This is a genomic window from Pseudomonas sp. NPDC007930, from assembly GCF_042958985.1.
Lineage (GTDB): Bacteria > Pseudomonadota > Gammaproteobacteria > Pseudomonadales > Pseudomonadaceae > Aquipseudomonas.
The window spans coordinates 1-21,657 of sequence record NZ_JBIBKC010000003.1 but is presented as its reverse complement, the minus strand read 5'-3'; the positions used below and the strand labels follow the sequence as shown (position 1 = coordinate 21,657).

At 64.0% G+C, this 21,657-nt stretch carries 19 protein-coding genes; 4 read left to right on the top strand and 15 right to left on the bottom strand.

The genetic code is table 11. The features are described from left to right. The first annotated feature begins 7 nt into the window (after window positions 1–7). Both gltP and ACFZCE_RS07500 read left to right on the top strand, forming a co-directional pair. Complete coding sequence (gene gltP / locus ACFZCE_RS07505; protein ID WP_390937564.1) at window positions 8–1,339, top strand: glutamate/aspartate:proton symporter GltP; 1,332 nt, start codon at window positions 8–10, stop codon at window positions 1,337–1,339. A 45-nt stretch (window positions 1,340–1,384) separates the two neighbouring features. Next, window positions 1,385–2,626, top strand: a complete 1,242-nt coding sequence (locus tag ACFZCE_RS07500; protein ID WP_390937562.1) for a nucleoside recognition domain-containing protein — start codon at window positions 1,385–1,387, stop codon at window positions 2,624–2,626. On the opposite strand, the gene ACFZCE_RS07495 is transcribed toward ACFZCE_RS07500, so the two are convergent. The 15 genes from ACFZCE_RS07495 to ACFZCE_RS07425 form a co-directional block, all read right to left on the bottom strand. Then, window positions 2,596–3,666: a DUF5924 family protein gene (locus tag ACFZCE_RS07495; RefSeq protein ID WP_390937560.1), complete on the bottom strand. Its 1,071-nt coding sequence runs from the start codon at window positions 3,664–3,666 to the stop codon at window positions 2,596–2,598. The genes ACFZCE_RS07500 and ACFZCE_RS07495 overlap by 31 nt on opposite strands. Before the next feature lie 66 nt (window positions 3,667–3,732). Beyond that, window positions 3,733–5,124, bottom strand: a complete 1,392-nt coding sequence (locus ACFZCE_RS07490; RefSeq protein ID WP_390937558.1) for an insulinase family protein — start codon at window positions 5,122–5,124, stop codon at window positions 3,733–3,735. A gap of 78 nt (window positions 5,125–5,202) precedes the next feature. Beyond that, complete coding sequence (locus ACFZCE_RS07485; protein WP_390937556.1) at window positions 5,203–6,852, bottom strand: sodium-dependent inorganic phosphate transporter; 1,650 nt, start codon at window positions 6,850–6,852, stop codon at window positions 5,203–5,205. Window positions 6,853–6,998: 146 nt separating this feature from the next. Then, on the bottom strand, window positions 6,999–7,730 hold the full coding sequence (locus tag ACFZCE_RS07480) for a TerC family protein (protein ID WP_390937554.1): 732 nt from the start codon (window positions 7,728–7,730) through the stop codon (window positions 6,999–7,001). Window positions 7,731–7,799: 69 nt separating this feature from the next. Continuing rightward, window positions 7,800–9,107, bottom strand: a complete 1,308-nt coding sequence (locus ACFZCE_RS07475; RefSeq protein WP_390937552.1) for a citrate:proton symporter — start codon at window positions 9,105–9,107, stop codon at window positions 7,800–7,802. A 114-nt stretch (window positions 9,108–9,221) separates the two neighbouring features. Then, window positions 9,222–11,180: a DUF4105 domain-containing protein gene (locus ACFZCE_RS07470; RefSeq protein ID WP_390937550.1), complete on the bottom strand. Its 1,959-nt coding sequence runs from the start codon at window positions 11,178–11,180 to the stop codon at window positions 9,222–9,224. Next, window positions 11,177–11,497, bottom strand: coding sequence for a DUF2388 domain-containing protein (locus tag ACFZCE_RS07465; protein WP_390937548.1), 321 nt, complete (start codon window positions 11,495–11,497; stop codon window positions 11,177–11,179). The genes ACFZCE_RS07470 and ACFZCE_RS07465 overlap by 4 nt, the downstream gene beginning before the upstream one ends. Before the next feature lie 37 nt (window positions 11,498–11,534). Then, the gene (locus tag ACFZCE_RS07460) at window positions 11,535–11,828 is read right to left on the bottom strand and encodes a DUF2388 domain-containing protein (RefSeq protein WP_390937546.1); all 294 of its coding nucleotides are present in this window, start codon (window positions 11,826–11,828) and stop codon (window positions 11,535–11,537) included. A gap of 121 nt (window positions 11,829–11,949) precedes the next feature. Further along, on the bottom strand, window positions 11,950–12,270 hold the full coding sequence (locus tag ACFZCE_RS07455; RefSeq protein WP_390937544.1) for a DUF2388 domain-containing protein: 321 nt from the start codon (window positions 12,268–12,270) through the stop codon (window positions 11,950–11,952). Between the two features lie 201 nt (window positions 12,271–12,471). Further along, window positions 12,472–12,684, bottom strand: a complete 213-nt coding sequence (locus tag ACFZCE_RS07450; RefSeq protein WP_390937542.1) for a DUF1127 domain-containing protein — start codon at window positions 12,682–12,684, stop codon at window positions 12,472–12,474. A 322-nt stretch (window positions 12,685–13,006) separates the two neighbouring features. Further along, window positions 13,007–14,500: a succinate CoA transferase gene (locus ACFZCE_RS07445; protein ID WP_390937540.1), complete on the bottom strand. Its 1,494-nt coding sequence runs from the start codon at window positions 14,498–14,500 to the stop codon at window positions 13,007–13,009. Between the two features lie 187 nt (window positions 14,501–14,687). Further along, on the bottom strand, window positions 14,688–16,124 hold the full coding sequence (locus tag ACFZCE_RS07440) for an NAD(P)(+) transhydrogenase (Re/Si-specific) subunit beta (protein ID WP_390937538.1): 1,437 nt from the start codon (window positions 16,122–16,124) through the stop codon (window positions 14,688–14,690). After that, complete coding sequence (locus tag ACFZCE_RS07435; protein ID WP_390937536.1) at window positions 16,121–16,441, bottom strand: proton-translocating transhydrogenase family protein; 321 nt, start codon at window positions 16,439–16,441, stop codon at window positions 16,121–16,123. Before ACFZCE_RS07435 ends, ACFZCE_RS07440 begins: the two co-directional genes overlap by 4 nt. Before the next feature lie 10 nt (window positions 16,442–16,451). After that, window positions 16,452–17,573 carry a Re/Si-specific NAD(P)(+) transhydrogenase subunit alpha gene (locus tag ACFZCE_RS07430; protein WP_390937534.1) on the bottom strand — a complete coding sequence of 374 codons (1,122 nt, stop codon included), beginning with the start codon at window positions 17,571–17,573 and terminating at the stop codon, window positions 16,452–16,454. A 357-nt stretch (window positions 17,574–17,930) separates the two neighbouring features. Further along, on the bottom strand, window positions 17,931–18,839 hold the full coding sequence (locus ACFZCE_RS07425; RefSeq protein ID WP_390937531.1) for a LysR substrate-binding domain-containing protein: 909 nt from the start codon (window positions 18,837–18,839) through the stop codon (window positions 17,931–17,933). Between the two features lie 143 nt (window positions 18,840–18,982). On the opposite strand from ACFZCE_RS07425, the gene ACFZCE_RS07420 reads away from it, so the two are divergent. Both ACFZCE_RS07420 and ACFZCE_RS07415 read left to right on the top strand, forming a co-directional pair. After that, complete coding sequence (locus ACFZCE_RS07420) at window positions 18,983–20,164, top strand: acyl-CoA dehydrogenase family protein (RefSeq protein WP_390937530.1); 1,182 nt, start codon at window positions 18,983–18,985, stop codon at window positions 20,162–20,164. A 29-nt stretch (window positions 20,165–20,193) separates the two neighbouring features. Next, complete coding sequence (locus ACFZCE_RS07415; protein WP_390937528.1) at window positions 20,194–21,414, top strand: CoA transferase; 1,221 nt, start codon at window positions 20,194–20,196, stop codon at window positions 21,412–21,414. Window positions 21,415–21,657: the final 243 nt, after the last annotated feature.

Here is a 21,657-nt window from a genome sequence, read left to right as displayed (position 1 = left end):
AAACACAATGAAAAAGGCAAAGCTAAGCCTGGCCTGGCAAATCCTCATCGGTTTGGTGCTGGGCGTGGCCCTGGGCGCCCTGCTCAACCACTTCAGCGCGGAAAAAGCCTGGTGGATCACCAACGTGCTGCAGCCGGCCGGCGACATCTTCATTCGCCTGATCAAGATGATCGTGGTGCCGATCGTGGTGTCTTCGTTGATCGTCGGCATTGCCGGGGTGGGTGATGCCAAGAAGCTCGGGCGCATCGGCGTGAAGACCATCCTGTACTTCGAGGTGGTTACCACTATCGCCATCGTGGTTGGCCTGGCGCTGGCGAACTTCTTCCAGCCGGGTGCCGGCATCGACATGAGCACCCTGGGTACCGTGGATATTTCCCAGTACACCAAGACCACCGCCGAAGTGCAGCACGACCACGCCTTGGTTGCCACCCTGCTCAACTTGATCCCGAGCAACATCTTCGCCGCGGTGGCCCGGGGTGAAATGCTGCCGATCATCTTCTTTTCGGTGATGTTCGGCCTGGGCCTGGCAAGCTTGCCCGACGCCACCCGCGAGCCGCTGGTGCGCACCTTTCAGGGTGTGTCGGAGACCATGTTCAAGGTCACCCACATGATCATGAACTACGCCCCGATCGGCGTGTTCGCGCTGATCGCGGTGACCGTCGCCAACTTCGGTTTCGCCTCGCTGCTGCCGCTGGCCAAGCTGGTGATCCTGGTGTATTTCGCCATTGCCTTCTTCGCCCTGGCGGTGCTCGGGCTGGTGGCGCGGGTGTTCGGCTTCTCGATCCTCAAGCTGATGCGCATCTTCAAGGATGAACTGGTGCTCGCCTACTCCACGTCGAGCTCCGAAACCGTGCTGCCGCGGGTGATCGAGAAGATGGAAGCCTATGGCGCGCCGAAGGCGATCTGCAGCTTCGTGGTGCCCACCGGCTACTCGTTCAACCTCGACGGCTCGACCCTGTACCAGAGCATCGCGGCGCTGTTCATTGCGCAGATGTACGGCATCGACCTGCCGATCGGCCAACAGCTGTTGCTGGTGCTGACCCTGATGGTCACTTCCAAGGGCATCGCCGGGGTGCCGGGGGTGTCGTTCGTGGTGCTGCTGGCCACCCTGGGCAGCGTGGGCATCCCGCTGGAAGGCCTGGCGTTCATCGCCGGTGTCGACCGCATCATGGACATGGCCCGCACCGCGCTGAACGTGATCGGCAACGCCCTGGCGGTATTGGTGGTGGCGCGCTGGGAAGGCCTGTACGACGACGCCAAGGGCCAGCGCTACTTCAATTCGCTGCCGCACTGGCGCCGCCGCGAAGCCGAACCGGCCGCGCAGGTGGAGCGCTCCTGAGCCGCGGGGTATCATCCCCGCCACGATAAACAGCGGGGGTGATCGATGCTCAACGGCCTATGGCTCGGGTTCTTCCTGGTGGCGGCGGTGTCTGCCCTGGGGCAGTGGCTGCTGGCCGGTAACAGCGGCATCTTCGCCGCCATGGTCGAGAGTATCTTTGCCATGGCCAAGCTGTCGGTCGAGGTGATGGTGCTGTTGTTCGGCACCCTCACGCTGTGGCTGGGCTTTCTCAAGATCGCTGAAAAAGCCGGCATCGTCGACTGGCTGGCCAAGGTGCTCGGCCCATTGTTCAAGCGCCTGATGCCCGAAGTGCCGCCCGGCCACCCTGCCCTGGGCCTGATCACCCTGAACTTCGCCGCCAACGCCCTGGGCCTGGACAACGCCGCCACGCCGATCGGCCTGAAGGCCATGCGCGCGCTGCAGGCGCTTAACCCCAGCACGACCGCGGCGAGCAACGCGCAAATCCTCTTTCTGGTGCTCAACGCCTCGTCGCTGACGCTGCTGCCGGTGACCATCTTCATGTACCGCGCCCAGCAGGGCGCGCCAGACCCTACGCTGATTTTCCTGCCGATCCTGCTGGCCACCAGTTGCTCCACCCTGGTGGGTTTGCTCAGCGTGGCGGTGATGCAGCGCCTGCGCCTGTGGGACCCCGTGGTGCTCGCCTACCTGGTGCCGGGGGCATTGCTGCTGGGGGCGTTCATGGCGTTTCTCGGTACGTTGTCGGCCACTGCGCTGGCGGGCCTGTCGTCGGTGCTGGGTAATGTCACGCTGTTCGGCTTGATCGTGCTGTTCCTGGTAACCGGCGCGCTGAAGCGCCAGCCGGTGTACGAGCACTTCATCGAAGGCGCCAAGGAAGGCTTCGACGTGGCCAAGAGCCTACTGCCGTATCTGGTCGCGATGCTCTGCGCGATCGGCGTGCTGCGTGCCTCGGGGGCGCTGGAGTTGCTGCTCGAGGGCATTCGCCACGGCGTGCAGTGGCTGGGGCTGGATGCGCGCTTCGTCGATGCCTTGCCCACCGCGCTGGTCAAGCCGTTCTCTGGCAGCGCGGCGCGGGCGATGCTGATCGAAACCATGCAGAGCCACGGGGTGGACAGCTTCCCGGCGCTGGTGGCGGCGACCATCCAGGGCAGCACCGAGACCACCTTCTACGTGCTGGCGGTGTACTTCGGCGCGGTCGGCATCCAGCGCGCGCGCCATGCGGTAGGCTGCGCCTTGTTGGCGGAGCTGGCCGGCGTGGTGGCGGCGATTGCCGTGTGCTACTGGTTCTTTGGCTCGGTGCCCGGTTGATCGGCGCCCGGGTTTGAGGGCGCGTCCGCGGTAATGCTGAACTTCAGGATCCCGATCAACTGGCCGTCTTCGGTTTCTACCCGCACCCGCCACTTGCCGCTTGGGTCCGCCGGGAAGTTCTGCTTGCGGGTCCAGGCGCGGTAGCCTTCTTTGCGCCCGCCGTGGATGTCCAGCGGGATGCGGTCCATGTCTTGGCCGTTCATCTCCCACACATGGTAGATGCGCTCATCCAGCCCGCGTGGGGCGTTGATCGCGGTGTAGGCGTACACGCCGTTGCGCGCCTGGGTCACGCTCAGGGTGTCGATGCCGTCGCCGTGGGTGCGGGTCTGGTTGTCGAGGTCCTGGGTGATGGCGTCTTCGGTCATCCACAAGGTGGCCGGCGGCACCCAGGTGCGCAGCAGCCAGCCGGCCGCGCCCACGCCCAGGGTGACCACCACCAGCAGCAGCCCGCGGCGCCAGGTACGGATCGGGAAGCTGCTGGCCAGGCTCGGGAACGACAGCAGCATGGCGGTGCCCAGCGCCAGTTGGAAGCTCTGCGAGGTGGTCAGGTGCAGGATGATCGGCAGCGAAGTCAGCAACGCGGCGAACAGCGTGAGGGTGTGCAGCGCGAGGAACAGCCAACGCCGCGGCGCCAGCCAGTGGTAGTACAGCGGGTCGATGATCGACACCAGCCCGGCCAGCCCGAGCAGGCCGGTGAAAACCAATTGGCCGCTGTTCCAACTGGTGGTGATGAAAAAGAACGGCAGCACGAAGAACAGGCTTTCCTGGTGGATCATCTGCGTCAGGTAGCGCAGCAGCCCCGGGGGGATTTCGCGCTTGAAGCGCCGGCTGAACAGTTGGGTGACCGCGTTCTCGACCATCAGCCACAGCCAGCTCACCAGCAGCAGCACGGCAATCGGCGTGGCCAGCCGGGCCTGGCGGTCGACCAGGATGAAACTGCCCAACCCGGAGCAGAAGCCGAACAGGGCGATCACGCCGGGGTAGCGTTTGATCAATTCCAGAACACGGATAACAACAGTGGGCAACGGCTTGGACTTCATGGGGCTCGGGCAGGCAACAAAAGCGCACAGGATAACCCCTTGGCCGCCGCCCTGCTCGCCCGCCCGTCAATGGCGCCGGCGATACCAGGCGCCGGCCAGCAGCAACAGCAGGGCCAGGCCTACCCAAGGCGCCGCCTCGAGCAGGTTTTGCAGTTGGCTGTAGCCCAGCAGGCGTTGCTCTACGCGCACGTAGCCGGGGTCAGCCAGCATTTGCCGCAGGGCTTCGTTGGCGTGTTCGAAGGTGACCGCGCGCAAGGCCCGGGCGGGGTCGGCGAAGCGGCCGCCGTCGTAGTCGGCCAGCGACTGCCAGTAATAGTCGGCCAGCGCGCTGTTGCCCTGCACCGCCCAGGCCTGGCGGGCGATGGTGGCTTGCTTGAGGCGCTCGAAAGTGGCGCGGTCGAGGCCGTTGGCGCGCAGTTGCCCGAGTACTTCGGCCATGGCTTGGCGCGCGGCGGCCACGTCGTCACGGCCGAGGTCGGCGTTCAGGCTCATCAGGTTGCTGTCGCCAAAGCCTTCGTTGCTGCTCCAGGGGCCGTAGCTCAGCCCGCGCTTGAGCCGCAGTTCGTCGTACAGCAGCCAGTCGAAGTAGCTTTGCAGCACGTCCCACGTGGGCGGCGGCACGTTGTCGGGCAGGTCGGGTTCGGGGAAGTACCAGTGCAGGGTGGCGCCGTCGCCCAGCCAGCCGTCGTACAGCGTGCGGTCGCGCTGGGCCGGGGTTTGCTTGGCCGGGATCGGCTCGTGGTCGCTGGGCTCGCTCGGCTCGAGGTCGCCAAAGGTGCGTTCCAGGTAGGCCGGTAGCAGTTTGTCCAGCTCGCCGACCACGATCAGGGTCATGTTGTTCGGCGCGTACCACTGCTGGCGAACGTTGTTCACCTGGGCGAGGGTCAGGCCCGCCGGTGAGGCGCGGTCGGCGCAGCGCAGGCCCATCTCCACCGCCAGTTGGTCACTGGCCGAGCGGCCCAGGCCCTGGTGGTCGAGCCAGCGCTGCAGGTGTGAGTACTGCCCGCCGTCTTCGCGCGCAACGATTTTGCGCGCGGTTTCCAGGTTGGTTTCGTTGAGTTGGGTGCGGGTAACGATGGCCAGCAGCAGGTCGAGCACCTTGCGCTGGTTCTGCGCCGGGGCCTCGATCACGAAGGTGGTGTCGGTGTCGCTGGTGAAGGCATTCCATTCGCCGCCCAGGGCTTGCATGCGCTGCTCCAGGCCGGCCTCGCCCTGGTCATCGATGCCGGTGAACAGCAAGTGCTCGAGCAGGTGCGGCAGCTCTTGGGTGGCGCAGGGGAAGTCATCGAAACCCACGCCCACCACCAGGCGGATGGCCACGTGACCTTTTTCGCTGCCCGGCTTGAGCAACACCTGCAAGCCATTGGGGAGCAGGTAGCCCTCCACCTGCAGGCGGTCGGCGGCGAACAGCGGAAGTGGCAAGCCCAACAGCAGAACCAACAGCAAACAGCAGCGCATACGTGCGTCCTTGCGAAGACTCCTAAAGCCTACGCCATAGGCGGGCCCAGTCAACAGACTACGGCCCGCCGTGGTCGTTCAGGGCGTGTCGGGGTACGCCTCGGGCATCAACGCGCCGGTGTCGGAGGCGCCCAGCACCGCATAGGCGCTGGCGCAGAACAACGAGTTGAGGCGTTTCATGTCGGCGATCAGCTCCAGGTGCAGCGAACTGGTTTCAAGGCTTTGCACCACCTGGCGCTGCAGGCGGCTGACGTGGGCGTGGTTCAGCCGCCGCTCCTGGGCGCGGAAGCGGCGCTTTTCCTTGAGCAACTGCTGGGCGCTGTCTGGGTCGGCGTTCAAGTACACGTTCAGGCCCAGGCGCAGGTTGGCCATCAATTGCGTGTGCAGCACGGTCAGTTCTTCCAAGCCGGTGGCGGAAAACGACCGGCGCTGGGAGGTTTTCTGTTGCTGCACCTTGCGCAGCATGCGCTCGATCAGGTCGCAGGCCAGGTTCAGGTTGACCGCCAGCTCCAGGGTTTCGGCCCAGCGGTGGCTGTCGCGCTCGCTGAGGTCTTCCCGCGGCATTTGCGCCAGGTACAGCTTGACCGCGCTGTAGAGGGCTTCGGCTTCATCACCGAGGCTGCGCATTTCCTGGGTCAGGGCGGTTTGCTCACCGCGCAGCACATTGAGGGTTTTGCCAAGCATCAGCTCGACGATGTCACCGATGCGCAGGGTTTCCCGGGTGGCGTTGGCCAGCGCCAGCCCCGGCGTGCTCAGGGCGGTCGGGTCCAGGTGGCGCGGGCCGGCCTGGCTGTGGGTTTCGGCCGGCGCTTGCAGCACCCGTTCGCACAGCCGCGCCATGTGCCCGGTAGTGGGCAGCAGCAGCAGGCAGCGCAGGGTGTTGTAGAGCACATGGAAGCCGATCACCATGGTTTGCGCATCGAAGTGCAGGCTGTCCATCCAGTTCACCAGCGGGTGCAGCACCGGGATCACCAGCAGCAGGCCGATCAGCTTGTATAGCAGGCTGCCCAGCGCCACTTGCCGCCCCGGGGTGTTCTGCATGCTGGTCGACATGAACGCCAGCAGGCCGCTGCCGATGTTCGCGCCGATCACCAGGCCAATGGCCACGGGCAAGCTGATCACCCCGGCTTCGGCCAGGGTGGCGGTCAGCAGCACGGCCGCCAGGCTTGAGTAAGACACCATGGCGAACAGCGCGCCGACCAAGGCGTCCAGCAGAATATCCCCGGTTAGGGAGCCGAACAGCACCTTCATGCCTTGGGCATGGGTAATGGGTGCGGAAGCTTCGACGATCAACTGCAGCGCCAGGATGATCAGCCCCAGGCCGATGCTCACCCGGCCCAGTTGGCCCAGGCGGGTTTGCTTGCGCGACAGGAAGAAGATCACCCCGAGGAAAATCAGCAGCGGAGACAGCCACGACAGGTCGAGGGTCAGCACCCGCGACATCAACGCGGTGCCCACGTCCGCGCCGAGCATGATGGTCAGCGCCGGCACCAGGGTCATCAGGCCCTGGCCCACGAACGAGGTGGTGAGCATGGCGGTGGCGTTGCTGCTTTGCACCACCGCGGTCACCAGGATGCCGGCGATGAACGCCAGCGGCCGCTTGCTGATGTTTTGCCCCAGCAGGCGGCGCAGGGCGGTGCCGTACACCCGCAGGATGCCGGTACGGACGATGTGCGTGCCCCAGATCAGCAGGGCGACCGCGGAGAGCAGGTTGAGCAGGGTCAGCATGAAAGGCCGCCTCCCTGTTGCGCTTGCCCGGATGGCAAGTGGCTGAATCAGCTGGGTTTATGGTTAAACCCAGCATGGCACAGCTTTACATCCTTTGAAATAAAACTGTCACAAATGTGAGTGCACGGCAAAACGCCCCTAATCGATCACTCGCCCTGCTTACGCTTGCCCATGCTGGTGCGCATGCGGATGTTGATCGCCTCGACCGCCAGCGAAAACGCCATGGCGAAATACACGTAGCCCTTGGGCACATGCACGTCGAAGGCTTCGGCGATCAGCACGGTGCCCACCACCAGCAGGAACGACAGCGCCAGCATCTTCAGCGACGGGTGCTGGTCGATGAAGTGGCTGATCGCGCCCGAGGCCAGCATCATCACCAGCACCGCGACGATGATCGCCGCGACCATTACCGGAACGTTGGACACCATGCCGACCGCGGTGATCACCGAGTCCAGCGAAAAAACGATGTCGATGATGGCGATCTGCACAATGGTGAACAGGAAGTTGCCGCCCTTGCCCTTGGGCTCGTCGCCGGCTTCCTCTTCGCCTTCCATGCCGTGGTAGATCTCTTGCGCGCTTTTCCAGAGCAGGAACAGCCCGCCGAGGAAGAGGATCAGGTCACGCCCGGAAATCCCCTGGCCGAAGACGCTGAAGAGGTCTGCGGTGAGGCGCATCACCCAGGTGATCGAGAGCAACAGCAGAATGCGCGTGATCATCGCCAGCGCCAGGCCGAACAGCCGGGTGCGCGCCTGCATGTGCTTGGGCATGCGGCTGACCAGGATCGAGATCATGATGATGTTGTCGATGCCCAGCACGATTTCCAATGCGGTCAGGGTGAAGAAGGCAACCCAGAGTTCCGGGCTCGTCAGCCATTCCATATGTAGTCCTTATCAAACGATGAAAGCCGGCACAGGGTGCCGGCTGGAGTGGGGTGCGGCGAGGGTAGCTCAGTGGCTGCCGATCAACGGGAAGATCCCCATCAGCAGCGCCGCGACCAGGATGCACAGGCACACCAGTACCGCCCATTTAAGGGTAAAACGCTGGTGGTCGCCGAATTCTATACCGGCCAATGCGACCAACAGGTACGTGGAAGGTACCAGCGGGCTGAGCAAATGCACCGGCTGGCCCACAATCGACGCCCGGGCCATTTCCACCGGGGTAATGCCATAGTGCGCGGCGGCTTCGGCCAGCACTGGCAATACGCCGTAGTAGAAGGCGTCATTGGACATGAAAAACGTGAACGGCATGCTGACCAGCGCGGTAATGGTCGCCAGGTACGGCCCCATGGAGTCCGGAATCACCGCCAGCAGGCTTTTCGACATGGCATCGACCATGCCGGTGCCTGACAGGATGCCGGTGAAAATCCCCGCCGCGAAGATCAACCCGACCACCGCCAGCACGCTGCCGGCATGGGCGGCGATGCGGTCTTTTTGCGCCTGCAGGCACGGGTAGTTGACGATCATCGCGATGCTGAACGCCACCATGAACAGCACCGGCAACGGCAGCAGGCCCTTGATCAGCGCCACCATCAGCAGCAGGGTCAAACCGGCGTTGAACCACAACAGCTTCGGCCGGCGCGCTTCGGGGAACTGCGACACGCTGATGTCGCTGTGGTCCACGGCGTCATCGGGCAGCTTCAGCTCACCCAGGCGGGCGCGCTCGCGCTTGCCGTAGCACCAGGCGATCATCAGGATCGCCAGCACGCCGGCGAACATCGCCGGGATCATCGGCACGAAGATCGCCGACGGGTCTACATGCAGGGCGCTGGCGGCACGGGCGGTGGGGCCGCCCCAAGGGGTCATGTTCATCACGCCGCCGGCGAGGATGATCAACCCGGCCATCAGCCGGGCGTTCATGCCCAGGCGCTGGTACAGCGGCAGCAGCGCCGCGCAGCAGATCATGTAGGTGGTGGCGCCGTCGCCGTCGAGCGAGACCACCAGGGCCAGCACGGCGGTGCCGACCGACACCTTCAGCGGGTCACCCTTGACCAGCTTGAGGATCTTGCGCACGGCCGGGTCGAACAGGCCGGAGTCGATCATCAGGGCAAAATAGAGGATGGCGAACATCAGCATCACCCCGGTGGGGGCGAGCTTGCTGATGCCTTCGAGCATCATCGGGCCGATCTTGCTGGCAAAACCACCGAACAGGGCGAAGAGGATAGGGATGATGATCAGGGCGATCAGCGCGGAGAGGCGCTTGGTCATGATCAGCACCATAAAGGTCATGACCATGGCGAAGCCAAGGAATGTGAGCATCAGGGCACCATTGTTTTTATAGGCGTTTTTATCGGGGCACCGGGCGGGCCGGTGCGTGGTGCCGATGGTAGGGGGGTAACCTTTCAGCAGCCTTTCGCGGGGTTTGTGCCGTATTTACAGGTTCAAACCGCCGCTGGCCTTGTGCAGGTCGCGCAGGTGCTGGCCAATTTGCTTGAGGTTGGCCTCGCTGGCGTCGATGCCTTGGGCGCGTTCGGGGGTGAGCAGGGCACGGATTTCCTTGTCGAGGCTGTTGTTCAGTTGCTGCAGCTTCTTTTGCCGCTCGCTGCTCTCGGCCTGCAGGCGCTGCCACTCGCCTTGCTGCGGCAGGCCGTAGCCGTCGCTGCCCAACAGCTCGGCGGGGCGGCTGAGGAAGCCGCTGCCGGCGAGGATCGCTTCTAGCGTCTGGTTGGCGTTGGCCACTCCGGGGGCGTGGGCGTCGCGGTCGCTCAGGTAACGTTGCTTCACCTCGTCCTGGGCCAGCAGCAGTTGCCGGCGAAAGCCCGCCTGCTCGAGCAGCAGCAAGGCGGCGCTGGTGCGCAGGTCAGCCTGGGCAAACCATTGGCGGCGGGCTTCGGCGGGTTGCTCCAGCCAGCTTTCGACGCTGGTTTGCGGGATGGGCAAGTGCTGGCGCAAGACCGCGAACATCGCCTGGTAGCGGTCGCGGTAGGAGTCGAACAGGTAGCCCCGGCGCAGGGCCTCTTTCGGGTTGTCGAGCACGCTGCCGTCGGCCAGGCCGCGGGCTTCGAGCACCCGCAGCAGGCCGTTGGGCACGATGCTGTCGAGGTCGCCGAGGCGCTGGGCGCCGGTACCGGCCCGCAGCAGCTTGAGGGTTTCGACCGCGCAGTTGTTGGAGAGGAAGTAATAGTCGCCGTCGTAGCCCCAGTGCATCTCGGCGGCGTGGCGCACCAGCGCGTTGATTTCCTCGCGGCTGAGCTTGAGCGGCACCGAGGCCAGGCTGCGCATCTCGACCTTGGTGTACTCGTCGATGACCTGGTTCAACGGCAGCACGAACAGCCGCGACGGGTACTGCCCATTCAGGCCGCCCCAGGTCGACAACTGCACATCGTTGACGAACGCCCGGTACGACAACACCAGGCTCTGGTCCAGGTCGAGCCGGCAATCCGGCCCGCGCGGGCGGCCCGGGGCGCAGATCACCAGGCGCAACATGCTGTGGCCCCAGCGGCTGACCCAGTTCTGGTTGGCCTCGGCGAGCAGGTAGTCCACTTCGTACACCCGTTCCGGGTCGATCTTGCCCAGCGGCTCGCGGCCAAAGTCGCTGCCGGCATTGAGGTAGGGCAGTTCCCGTGGGCACTGCTCGGCATTGGCCGGGGCCCAATCGAAGTGCTGCTTGAGGTAGGCGTACAGCTCCGGCCGGCGGCAGGGGTAGCTGGGGTCAAGCAGGAAATACTCCATGTTGACCGCGATGAATTCCTTGGGGTTGGTCAACTCGTAGAGGTCTGGGCTGCGTACCACCTGGCGGTTGCGGGTGTCGCGCTCGCCGCGCTGGCCAACCGATTGCGGCCAGCCGCCGAGGTCAAGCAGGCGTGGGTCGTCGCTCAGGGTAAAACGCCGGGCGACCTGGCCACGGCAGCCTTCGGGCAGGCCCACCTCGCCTGAGGTCTCGGCCTGCTGGCCGCAGCGCAGTATCTGCGTACGCTCGGCCGCCGGCCACAGCCGGGCCCGGTCGTACAGGTGGGTGAGTTCGTGCAGCACGGTGGCCAGTAGCTCTTCGCGCACGGTGCCATGGGGCCGGCCGGTTTGCTGCTTGGCGGCGCTGCCGTCGGTGAGGCCCGGCAGCAGGCGGCTATTGAGTTCCAGCTCGGCGACCATGCCGGCCTGGCCATAGGCATCGGCGGGCATGGCGCTGCTCCAGCGCACCTGAACGGTACGGTCCAGGCGCTGTTTGAAGCTCGGCGGCAGGTGCGCCAGGGCGTCGCTGAGCAGTGCCTGGCTGGCCTGGGTTTGTGGGGCGGACAGCTCGGCGCTTTGCAGGGCCAGTGTCAATTCAGCCTGGGCGGCCTGGGCCACCAGGGCCAGGGTGCCGGCCAGCAGCCAGCCGAGCAGGCGCCTCACAGAGAGAGAATGGCTTCGGCCAGCTGCTGGTCGCTGGCGCTACGGGCCTCGGGCAGGTGCGCGCGCAGGGTGTGGAAGGCGGCTTCGAGTTGCACGCCGCGGTAGTCACCGGCGCTGGCCACGTAGCTGGCGGCGTCTTCCTTGGCGGCCATGACCACTTTGGAGTCGCGCACCGAGGTGGTGGTGTCGGAGGTGAAGTCGATCGAGCGGCCGAAGGCGCGAACGATGATGTTACTGGTGGCGACCAGGGTGTGTGCCTGGGCAACTTCGGTGGCGGCCAGCAGGGCCAGTGCAGCAACGATGAGCGGTTTACGCATCGACGGGTATCTCCGGGTTCGGCTAATGCAAAAGTGCCTATTGGACGAGAATTGCCTCGGCCAGTTCAAGGTCGGCTGCATGAAGTTTCGGGCGGGTTTGCCGCAGGTAGCTGAGCGCGGCTTCGAGTTGCGCCCCGCGCAGCTGCCCGCCACTGGCGACGAAGGCCGCGGCGTCATCCTGGGCGCTGAGCACCAGCTTGCGTTCGAACGGGGTGGAGGTGAGCTTGCTGGTCACGTAGCCCGCCATCACCGTGCCTTGGGTGGTGGTGTCGAAGGCGTGGGCGCTGCTGGCGCAAGCCATGAGCGTTAGCCAGGAAAGTGTTTTTCGCATGGGGCCGTCAATCACAGTGGAAACGGCCCCGAGGTTAGCGCAGCGGCCGTGCTAGAGCCAGACCGCCCCCGCTGCCTGGAAACAATATGTACCAACTTTAATGGCAGAAGGGCGCTGGGTTTCAGTTCGTGGCGAGGATGGCCTGGGCCAGTTGCGCGTCGGTGGCCTGCAGCTGTGGCTGCTGCTCACGCACGAAGGCCAGGGCGCTTTCGAGGCGGGCACCGCGCACGGCGCCGTCGGTGGCGACGAAGCTGGCGGCGTCTTCACGGGCTTGTTGCACGATCTTGTTATCGCGCAGCGACGAGGTCGCGTCGGAGGTGGCGTTGGTGCTGGCGTTGACACCGCGTACCAGCGCGTCGGTGGTTACGACGAAGCTGGAAGCGAAGGTGCCACAGCTCAGGGTAAGGGCCAGTGCACCGGCGGCCAGGCGAACAGCTTTCATGGGGTGTCCTCGAGTTAGGCACAAAGCCGTATTAGAGCGGTTCCCGAGGAGGTTGGCCAGCTATCCAGTAACTGTACCGGTATAAATGGCGGCCATAGAAACTGTTTTATCTTTGCTAACTGCCTGATTTTTGAAAATAAAAAAAACCGCCAGGCTTCCCGGGCGGGTTTTGCGCGAAGGGCTAGGCCCTGGCGGCTTGGCTTAGCGCCAGAACGGCTTGCTCAGCTCTTCGAAACGCTGGGCTTCGCTGATGCCGGCGTCAGACAGCAGGCGCGAATCCAGGCGGGCCAGTTGGTGGCGGCTGGCGATGCGGCGCTGCCACAGGCTGACGTTAGCGAGTACGCGCAGCACGAACGACGAAGGCTGGGCGGTAGTGTTCTTGAATTGCAGGTCGGAACTGAGGGTACGTTCCATGGTGAGCATCCTTCCGCTTTTGGCGGGACTAGAGAAGTGGTTTGAACTTGAAGCAAATGATGCGCTTCGCCGGCCACCTTCTAAAGGCACAGTTCCACATTATTGTGGGCAATCAGTCAGCTGTTATGGGGCCCTGTTGTGGTCGATTTGGGGCAAACTGTACTGGTCCGATCCAAAATAGTGCATTTTGCCGAAAGCAGGCTATGTGATATCGGCAAAAGGCAGAGTTTTTAGCGGTACAGCAGTACAGTTATATCGATATGGCGGCCCGTGATGGCAAACTGTTCCTGAGTTGCTCAGGAACAGTCGCGCCGGGGCACTCTCAGAGGGCAACCATGCAGCCGGTTTCTTCGGCGTTGATGTGCCAGGCCAGTGCATCGCGCAGAATGTGCGGGGTGTGGCCACCGCGGGCGCAGGCCCGGGCGAAGTAGTCGGCCAGGGCGGGGCGATAGCTGGGGTGCACGCAGTGTTCGATCACTTGCAACGCGCGTTCGCGGGGCGCCAGGCCACGCAGGTCGGCCAGGCCCTGTTCGGTCACCAGGATGTCGACATCGTGTTCGGTGTGGTCCACGTGGCTGACCATCGGCACCACGCTGGACAGCGCGCCGCCTTTGGCGATCGACTTGGTGACGAAAATCGCCAGGTGGGCGTTGCGGGCGAAGTCACCCGAGCCGCCGATACCGTTCATCATCCGCGTGCCACCCACGTGGGTGGAGTTCACGTTGCCGTAGATGTCGAACTCCAGCGCCGTGTTGATGCCGATGATCCCCAGCCGGCGGATCACCTCGGGGTGGTTGGAGATTTCCTGCGGGCGCAGTACCAGCCGCGATTTGTACCGCTCGAAGTCGGCGAACACCTCGGCGTGCTTTTGCGCCGAGAGGGTCATCGAGCTGCCCGAGGCGAACGCCAGCTTGCCGGCATCGAACAGGTCGAAGGTGGAATCCTGCAGCACCTCCGAATACATCGTCAGGTTTTCGAACGGTGAGCCAAGCAGGCCGTGCATCACCGCGTTGGCGATGGTGCCGATGCCGGCCTGCAGCGGCATCAACTGGTTGGTCAAGCGGCCCTGGGCCACTTCCTGCTGGAAGAACGCCACCAGGTGGTTGGCGATTGCCTGGGTGTCGGTGTCAGGGGGCAGCACGGTGGAGGGGGAGTCCGGCTGCTCGGTGATGACGATGCCGGCGATCTTCGCCGGGTCGATCGGGATCGCCGTGGCGCCGATGCGGCTGTCGGCCCGCAGCACCGGGATCGGCTGCCGGGTTGGGCGGTAGGTGGGTATATAGATGTCGTGCAGGCCTTCGAGCGCCAACGGCTGCGACAGGTTGATCTCGATGATCACCTGCTTGGCGAGGATGGCGAAGCTGGCCGAGTTGCCCACCGAGGTGGTCGGCACGATGTGCCCCTGCTCGGTGATCGCCACCGCCTCGATCACCGCCAGGTCGACCGGCTTGATTTGCTGGTTGCGCAGTTGCTCGACGGTTTCGGACAAATGCTGGTCGATGAACATCACCGAGCCGTCGTTGATCGCCTTGCGCAGGGTGCTGTCGACCTGAAACGGCATGCGCCGCGCCAATACCCCGGCTTCGGTCAGTTGTTTGTCGAGGTCGTTGCCCAGGCTGGCGCCGGTCATCAGGCTGATCTTCAGCGGGTGGGCCTTGGCCCGTGCGGCCAGCGCTTGCGGCACGGCCTTGGCTTCACCGGCGCGGGTGAAGCCACTCATGCCAACGGTCATGCCGTTCTGAATCAACGCGGCGGCGTCAGCCGCGCTCATCACCTTGCTGTGCAAAGCGGCCATGCGAATGCGATCACGGTACATGATTATTATCTCGATACAGGCTAAGCAAGAAGCGAAGTCTATTGCGCCGAAGGGCGGGGCGCCGCGCGACCAAGGTCGTAGCAACGGCTCTGGCGCAGGGGTTTTCCGGTAAAACACTGTTACCGAAAATGAAAAAAAGAGCCCTGACCTAGGGCAAGGCGCAGGGCTCTTTTATAGAGGGGCGGGGTTACTCGACCGCTTTGACCATGTCTTCGATGACTTTCTTGGCGTCGCCGAACACCATCATGGTTTTGTCGAGGTAGAACAGTTCGTTGTCCAGCCCGGCGTAACCGCTGGCCATCGAGCGTTTGTTGACGATGATCGTCTTGGCCTTGAACGCTTCGAGGATCGGCATGCCAGCGATGGGCGATTTCGGGTCGTTCTTGGCCGCCGGGTTGACCACGTCGTTGGCGCCCAGCACCAGCACCACGTCGGCCTGGCCGAACTCGGCGTTGATGTCTTCCATCTCGAACACCTGGTCGTACGGCACTTCGGCCTCGGCCAGCAGCACGTTCATGTGCCCTGGCATGCGCCCGGCCACCGGGTGGATCGCGTACTTCACGGTCACGCCATTGTGGGTGAGCTTCTCGGTCAGCTCCTTCAGCGCGTGCTGGGCACGGGCCACGGCCAGGCCGTAACCGGGCACGATGATCACGCTGTCGGCGTTGCTGAGCAGGAACGAGGCGTCATCCGGCGAGCCGGACTTCACCGGGCGCTGCTCTTTGGCGCCGCCGCTGCTGGCCACTTCCGTGGCGCCGCCGAAGCCGCCGAGGATCACGTTGAAGAACGAGCGGTTCATCGCCTTGCACATGATGTACGAAAGGATCGCACCCGACGAACCCACCAGTGAACCGGCCACGATCAGCATCGAGTTGTTCAGCGAGAAGCCGATACCGGCGGCGGCCCAGCCCGAATAGCTGTTGAGCATCGACACCACCACCGGCATGTCGGCGCCGCCGATCGGGATGATGATCAGCACGCCCAGCACGAAGGCCAGCGCCAGCATCACGGCGAAGGCGTGGTAGTTGCCAGTGAACATGAACAGCAGGCCCATGCCCAGCATCACCAGGCCCAGCACCAGGTTGATCAGGTGCTGGCCGGCGAACTGCACCGGGGCGCCCTGGAACAGGCGGAACTTGTATTTGCCCGACAGCTTGCCGAAGGCGATCACCGAACCGGAGAAGGTAATCGCGCCGATCGCCGCGCCGAGGAACAGCTCCAGGCGGTTGCCCGTGGGGATGGCGTCGCCCAGTTGCGCGACGATGCCCAGCGATTGCGGCTCGACCACCGCGGCCACGGCGATGAACACCGCGGCCAGGCCAATCATGCTGTGCATGAACGCCACCAGCTCGGGCATCTTGGTCATTTCAACGCGCTTGGCCATGATCGAACCGGCGGTACCGCCGACCAGCAGGCCGATGATCACGTACACCAGGCCGGTGGTGGCCAGTTCGCTGCCTAGCTTGTACACCAGGGCGACGGTGGTCAGCACGGCGATCCCCATGCCGAGCATGCCGAAGAAGTTGCCGCGGCGCGAGGTGGTGGGGTGCGATAGGCCTTTGAGAGCCTGGATGAAGCAGACCGAGGCCACGAGGTAAAACAGGGTAACCAGGTTCATGCTCATGGCTTGTTGCCCTCGGCTTTCTTGTCTTTCTTCTTGAACATTTCCAGCATGCGGCGGGTCACCAGAAAGCCCCCGAACACATTCACCGAGGCCAGCGCCACGGCCAGTACGCCCATGATCTTGCCCAGTGGGGTAACGGTCAGGGCCGCGGCGAGCATGGCGCCGACGATCACGATCGCCGAAATGGCGTTGGTCACGGCCATCAGCGGGGTGTGCAGGGCCGGGGTGACGTTCCACACCACGTGGTAGCCCACATAGATGGCCAGCACGAAGATGATCAGGTTGTAGATGCCGTGGGAAATCAGCATGTCTTCCATGGCGGGCTCCTTATCCGTTCTTGCGCACGACTTCACCACCGCGGCACATCAGGCACGCGGCGACGATGTCGTCTTCGAGGTTGAGGGCCAGGTTGCCGTCTTTGTCGAACAGCAGCTTGGTGAAGTCGAGCAGGTTGCGCGCGTACAGCGCCGACGCGTCGGCCGGGACCTGAGCGGGCAGGTTGGTCGGGCCAACCAGGGTAACGCCATGTTGCACCACGGCCTGGTCGGCCACGGTCAGCGGGCAATTGCCGCCCTGGGCAGCGGCCAGGTCGATCACCACCGCGCCGGGTTTCATTTGCGCTACGGTTTCGGCGCTCAGCAGCGTCGGCGCCTTGCGGCCGGGGATCAACGCCGTGGTGATGACGATGTCGGCCTGCTTGGCGCGCTCGTGCACGGCCTGGGCCTGGCGCTGCATCCAGCTGGCAGGCATCGGCCGCGCGTAACCGCCCACGCCCACGGCGCACTCCCGTTCTTCGTCGGTTTCGAAGGGCACGTCGATGAACTTGGCGCCCAGCGACTCGATCTGCTCTTTCACCGCGGGGCGAACGTCAGAGGCCTCGATCACCGCGCCCAGGCGCTTGGCCGTGGCGATGGCCTGCAGGCCGGCCACGCCAGCGCCCAGTACCAGCACGCGGGCAGCCTTCACGGTGCCGGCGGCGGTCATCAGCATGGGCATGAAGCGCGGGTAGTGGTGGGCGGCGAGCAGCACCGCTTTGTAACCAGCGATGTTGGCCTGGGACGACAACACGTCGAGGCTTTGCGCGCGTGAGGTGCGCGGGGCCGCCTCCAAGGCGAAGGCGGTGATGCCGCGCGCAGCCATGCGGGCGATGTTGTCGTTGTCGAACGGGTTGAGCATACCCAGCAGCAGCGCGCCACTGGCCATTTGCGCCAGCTCGGCCTCGGAGGGCGCGGCCACCTTCAGCACCAACTCCGCGCCCAGCGCCTCGGCGCTGCTGCCCAGGGTCGCGCCAGCGTGCTCGAAGGCTGCGTCCGGGATGCTGGCGGCCACACCGGCACCGCGTTCAACGGTAATCCGATGGCCTTGGCCAATCAGCTTCTTGAGGGTTTCGGGGGTGGCGGCAACCCTTGTCTCACCAAGGCGTGTTTCGAGAGGAACACCTATGTGCACGTTTTTTCTCCTGAGCTCTTTTCCGATTGGCCAGCACACGGCAATGGCGCAACTGGGTTGCCCAATGTTTTGATCGGTTTTGCCCGTAAAGCGAAGCGGGGTGATTCATTGTGCTAATTAAGGTTTGAGAGGGCAACTTGTTATTGGTGGTAACTACGCCAAGTGGTGCGGCAAGTTGTCGCTGGATAGGCCTATATGCCTGATATTGTTGAATAAATTATTTTGTATCGGTAGGCGATTTAAATGCCTGAAAGGCCCGGCTGGCGGGCTGTTGCGGTTGAAAGTTATGGCTGCCATTCTTGCGGGTAATTAGCGTGGTTATAGCAGCCATTCTAGCCGGTTATTGTGCGCTGAAAGTTATATCTGCCATGCGGTCGAGGAATAGGCGTTGGCACACTCGACCAGCCATTGGCTGAAGCCTTTCAGTGCTTCAGATTCAACTTTCCGTTGAGGGATCATCAAGTAATAGGCTTTGTCACTGTGCAGTGCTTGCGGGTGGGCGATCACCAACTCGCCGCGGGCCAGTTCCTGGGCAATCAAGAACGGCGGGATCAACGCAATGCCCATGTCGTGGCTGGCGGCTTTGGCCAGCATCGAGAACAGCTCATAGCGGGGGCCGGTCATGTCATGGGGCACCTGCAGCCCTTGGGCGTTGAACCATTGCCGCCACACATGGGGGCGGGTGGTTTGCTGCAGCAGCGGCAGCCGCGCAATCTGTTCGGCGCTCAAGGCGGTTCGGCCGGCCAGCAGGGCCGGGCTGCACACCGGCGCGGGGCTTTCGCCCATCAAGCGGTGGGCCTGGGTGCCGGGCCAGTCGCCGTCGCCAAAATAGATGGCGGCATCGAACGCGGTATCGGCAAAGAGGAACGGCCGGGTGCGGTTGGTCAGGTTGACCCGGACCTGGGGCGCGCGCTGGGCAAAGTGTTTCAAGCGTGGCAGCAACCATTGGGTGCCAAAGGTCGGCACCACCGCCAGCTCGATCACATCGGCGCCGCTCTGCCCCATGATCGACAACGTATCGCGCTCCACCGCATCCAGCTGTGCGCTCACCTGGCGGCTATAGGCCAGGCCTGCATCGGTGAGGCGTACGCCACGCCGCGAGCGGCGAAACAACTCAACATTAAGGAAGCTTTCCAGCGAGGCGATTTGCCGGCACACCGCCCCTTGGGTGAGGGCCAACTCCTGGGCGGCCTTGGTAAAGCTTTCATGGCGGGCGGAGGCTTCGAAACACACCAACGCCGTGGTGCTGGGGATCTTCCTGCGCATTGTTATTATCCGAAACGCATCAAGCCCCCGTTTTGCGCTTTTCGGAGTGAGAAATCAACACAGGTGCGTGCGTTTTCCTCGTTTGTGCGTTGGCCGAGGCTTCACTAGGCTTAAACCAAAACAACTTCAAGAGGAACCTGCCCATGGCCGCCAAAGCCAGCTTCAACTGGATCGACCCTCTGCTGGTCGACCAGCAACTCAGCGAAGAAGAACGCATGGTGCGCGACAGCGCCGCCCAGTTTGCCCAGGCAAGCCTGGCGCCGCGGGTGCTCGAGGCGTTCCGCCATGAGAAGACCGACCCGGCGATCTTCCGTGAAATGGGCGAAGTGGGCTTGCTCGGCGCGACCATCCCTGAACAGTACGGCGGCAGTGGCCTGAATTACGTGTGCTACGGGTTGATCGCCCGCGAAGTGGAGCGGGTCGACTCAGGCTACCGCTCGATGATGAGCGTGCAGTCTTCCCTGGTGATGGTGCCCATCAACGAGTTCGGCACCGAAGCGCAAAAGCAGAAATACCTGCCCAAGCTCGCCAGCGGTGAGTGGATTGGTTGCTTTGGCCTGACCGAACCGAACCATGGCTCCGACCCAGGGGCAATGGCCAGCCGGGCGAAAAAGGTCGAGGGCGGTTATCGCCTCAATGGCAGCAAGATGTGGATCACCAACAGCCCGATTGCCGATGTGTTCGTGGTCTGGGCCAAGGATGAAGCCGGCGACATTCGCGGGTTCATCCTGGAAAAGGGCTGGCAAGGGCTGAGCGCGCCGGCTATCCATGGCAAGGTCGGCCTGCGCGCGTCGATCACCGGTGAGGTGGTGATGGACAACGTGTTCGTCCCGGAGGAAAACGCCTTCCCGGACGTGCGCGGCCTCAAGGGCCCGTTCACCTGCCTGAACTCCGCGCGGTATGGGATTTCCTGGGGGGCGCTGGGCGCGGCGGAGTTCTGCTGGCACACCGCGCGCCAGTACACCCTCGACCGCCACCAGTTCAATCGGCCGCTGGCGGCCAACCAATTGGTGCAGAAGAAGCTCGCCGACATGCAGACCGAGATCACCCTCGCGCTGCAGGGGTGCCTGCGCCTGGGGCGGATGAAAGACGAGGGCACCGCGGCGGTGGAGATCACCTCGCTAATGAAGCGCAACTCCTGCGGCAAGGCACTGGACGTTGCCCGCCTGGCCCGCGACATGCTCGGCGGTAACGGCATCAGTGATGAGTTCGGCGTGGCCCGGCACTTGGTCAACCTGGAGGTGGTGAACACCTATGAGGGGACCCACGATGTGCATGCGCTGATCCTTGGCCGCGCGCAAACCGGCATCCAGGCGTTTTACTGAAGTTACCTATATAAGAAGAGGGCATTGCGATGGGGGCGTTGTCAGACCTGCGCGTGCTGGATCTCTCGCGTGTACTCGCCGGGCCATGGGCCGGGCAGATCCTCGGGGACCTGGGCGCCGAAGTGATCAAAGTGGAGCGCCCCGGCAGCGGCGACGATACCCGCGCCTGGGGGCCGCCGTATCTGAAAGACGCACACGGCAACAGTACCGGCGAGGCCGCCTACTACCTGGCGGCCAACCGTAACAAGCACTCGGTGACCATCGACTTCACTCGCCCGGAGGGGCAGGCGCTGGTGCGGCAGTTGGCGGCGAAGTCCGATGTGCTGATCGAGAATTTCAAGGTGGGCGGGTTGGCCGCTTATGGGCTGGACTACGCTTCGCTGCGTGAGCTGAACCCGCGACTGGTGTACTGCTCGATCACCGGCTTTGGCCAGACCGGGCCCTATGCCAAGCGCGCCGGCTATGACTTCATGGTCCAGGGCTTGGGCGGGCTGATGAGCCTCACCGGGCGCGCCGACGACGAGCACGGCGCTGGGCCGGTGAAGGTCGGCGTGGCGCTGACCGACATCCTCACCGGCTTGTATGCCAGCGTGGCGATCCAGGCGGCATTGCACAGCCGCCAGCACAGCAACGTTGGGCAGCATATAGACATGGCGCTGCTAGACGTGCAGGTGGCTTGCCTGGCCAACCAGGCCATGAATTACCTCACCACCGGCGTCGCGCCGCGGCGGCTGGGTAATGCCCACCCCAACATCGTGCCTTATCAGGATTTTCCTACAGCCGATGGCGACATCATCCTTACCGTGGGCAACGACAGCCAATTCCGCAAGTTCTGCGAAGTGGCCGGGCAGCCGGGGTGGGCGCAGGACGCGCGCTTCATCACCAATGCCGCGCGGGTAGCCCACCGCCAGGTGTTGGTGCCAATGATTCGCCAGGCCACGGTGTTCCGTACCACCGCCGAGTGGGTGGTGGCACTGGAGCAGGCCGGGGTGCCCTGTGGGCCCATCAATGACCTGGAACAGGTGTTCGCTGACCCGCAGGTTATCGCCCGTGGCTTGAAGGTAGTGCTGGAGCACCCGCTGGCCGGCCAACTGAGCCAGGTTGCCAGCCCGCTGCGGCTGGCGGATACGCCCGTGCAGTACCGGCACGCGCCGCCTCTATTAGGCGAGCACACGGCCGAGGTACTGGGGCAGGTACTGGGGCTGACGGCGGTAGAGCAAGCCGCGCTGCGGGGGGCGGGGGTTATTTGACACATTTTTGAAATTAACGGTTGACGCCCCGTTTTATCCCCCTATAATGCGCACCACTTCCAGCGACAACGGAACGCGAAAAGCCTTGGTAAACAAGGAGTTAGCGAAACTGGGTGGCAGGAAGTCGCTTCGGTCTCCGGATTGAGCGCGGTGAAAAAGGTGGTTGACAGCAGGTTGTAACGCTGTAGAATTCGCCTCCCGCTTCAAGAGGTTCTGAGGCGAGTCAAGTGTTTGAAGTTAAAC

Coding starts and splice junctions, on each gene's coding strand:
- gltP (WP_390937564.1), top strand. CDS start 8: ATGAAAAAGGCAAAGCTAAGCCTGGCCTGGCAAATCCTCATCGGTTTG.
- ACFZCE_RS07500 (WP_390937562.1), top strand. CDS start 1,385: ATGCTCAACGGCCTATGGCTCGGGTTCTTCCTGGTGGCGGCGGTGTCT.
- ACFZCE_RS07495 (WP_390937560.1), bottom strand. CDS start 3,666: ATGAAGTCCAAGCCGTTGCCCACTGTTGTTATCCGTGTTCTGGAATTG.
- ACFZCE_RS07490 (WP_390937558.1), bottom strand. CDS start 5,124: ATGCGCTGCTGTTTGCTGTTGGTTCTGCTGTTGGGCTTGCCACTTCCG.
- ACFZCE_RS07485 (WP_390937556.1), bottom strand. CDS start 6,852: ATGCTGACCCTGCTCAACCTGCTCTCCGCGGTCGCCCTGCTGATCTGG.
- ACFZCE_RS07480 (WP_390937554.1), bottom strand. CDS start 7,730: ATGGAATGGCTGACGAGCCCGGAACTCTGGGTTGCCTTCTTCACCCTG.
- ACFZCE_RS07475 (WP_390937552.1), bottom strand. CDS start 9,107: ATGCTCACATTCCTTGGCTTCGCCATGGTCATGACCTTTATGGTGCTG.
- ACFZCE_RS07465 (WP_390937548.1), bottom strand. CDS start 11,497: ATGCGTAAACCGCTCATCGTTGCTGCACTGGCCCTGCTGGCCGCCACC.
- ACFZCE_RS07460 (WP_390937546.1), bottom strand. CDS start 11,828: ATGCGAAAAACACTTTCCTGGCTAACGCTCATGGCTTGCGCCAGCAGC.
- ACFZCE_RS07455 (WP_390937544.1), bottom strand. CDS start 12,270: ATGAAAGCTGTTCGCCTGGCCGCCGGTGCACTGGCCCTTACCCTGAGC.
- ACFZCE_RS07450 (WP_390937542.1), bottom strand. CDS start 12,684: ATGGAACGTACCCTCAGTTCCGACCTGCAATTCAAGAACACTACCGCC.
- ACFZCE_RS07445 (WP_390937540.1), bottom strand. CDS start 14,500: ATGTACCGTGATCGCATTCGCATGGCCGCTTTGCACAGCAAGGTGATG.
- ACFZCE_RS07440 (WP_390937538.1), bottom strand. CDS start 16,124: ATGAGCATGAACCTGGTTACCCTGTTTTACCTCGTGGCCTCGGTCTGC.
- ACFZCE_RS07435 (WP_390937536.1), bottom strand. CDS start 16,441: ATGGAAGACATGCTGATTTCCCACGGCATCTACAACCTGATCATCTTC.
- ACFZCE_RS07425 (WP_390937531.1), bottom strand. CDS start 18,839: ATGCGCAGGAAGATCCCCAGCACCACGGCGTTGGTGTGTTTCGAAGCC.
- ACFZCE_RS07420 (WP_390937530.1), top strand. CDS start 18,983: ATGGCCGCCAAAGCCAGCTTCAACTGGATCGACCCTCTGCTGGTCGAC.
- ACFZCE_RS07415 (WP_390937528.1), top strand. CDS start 20,194: ATGGGGGCGTTGTCAGACCTGCGCGTGCTGGATCTCTCGCGTGTACTC.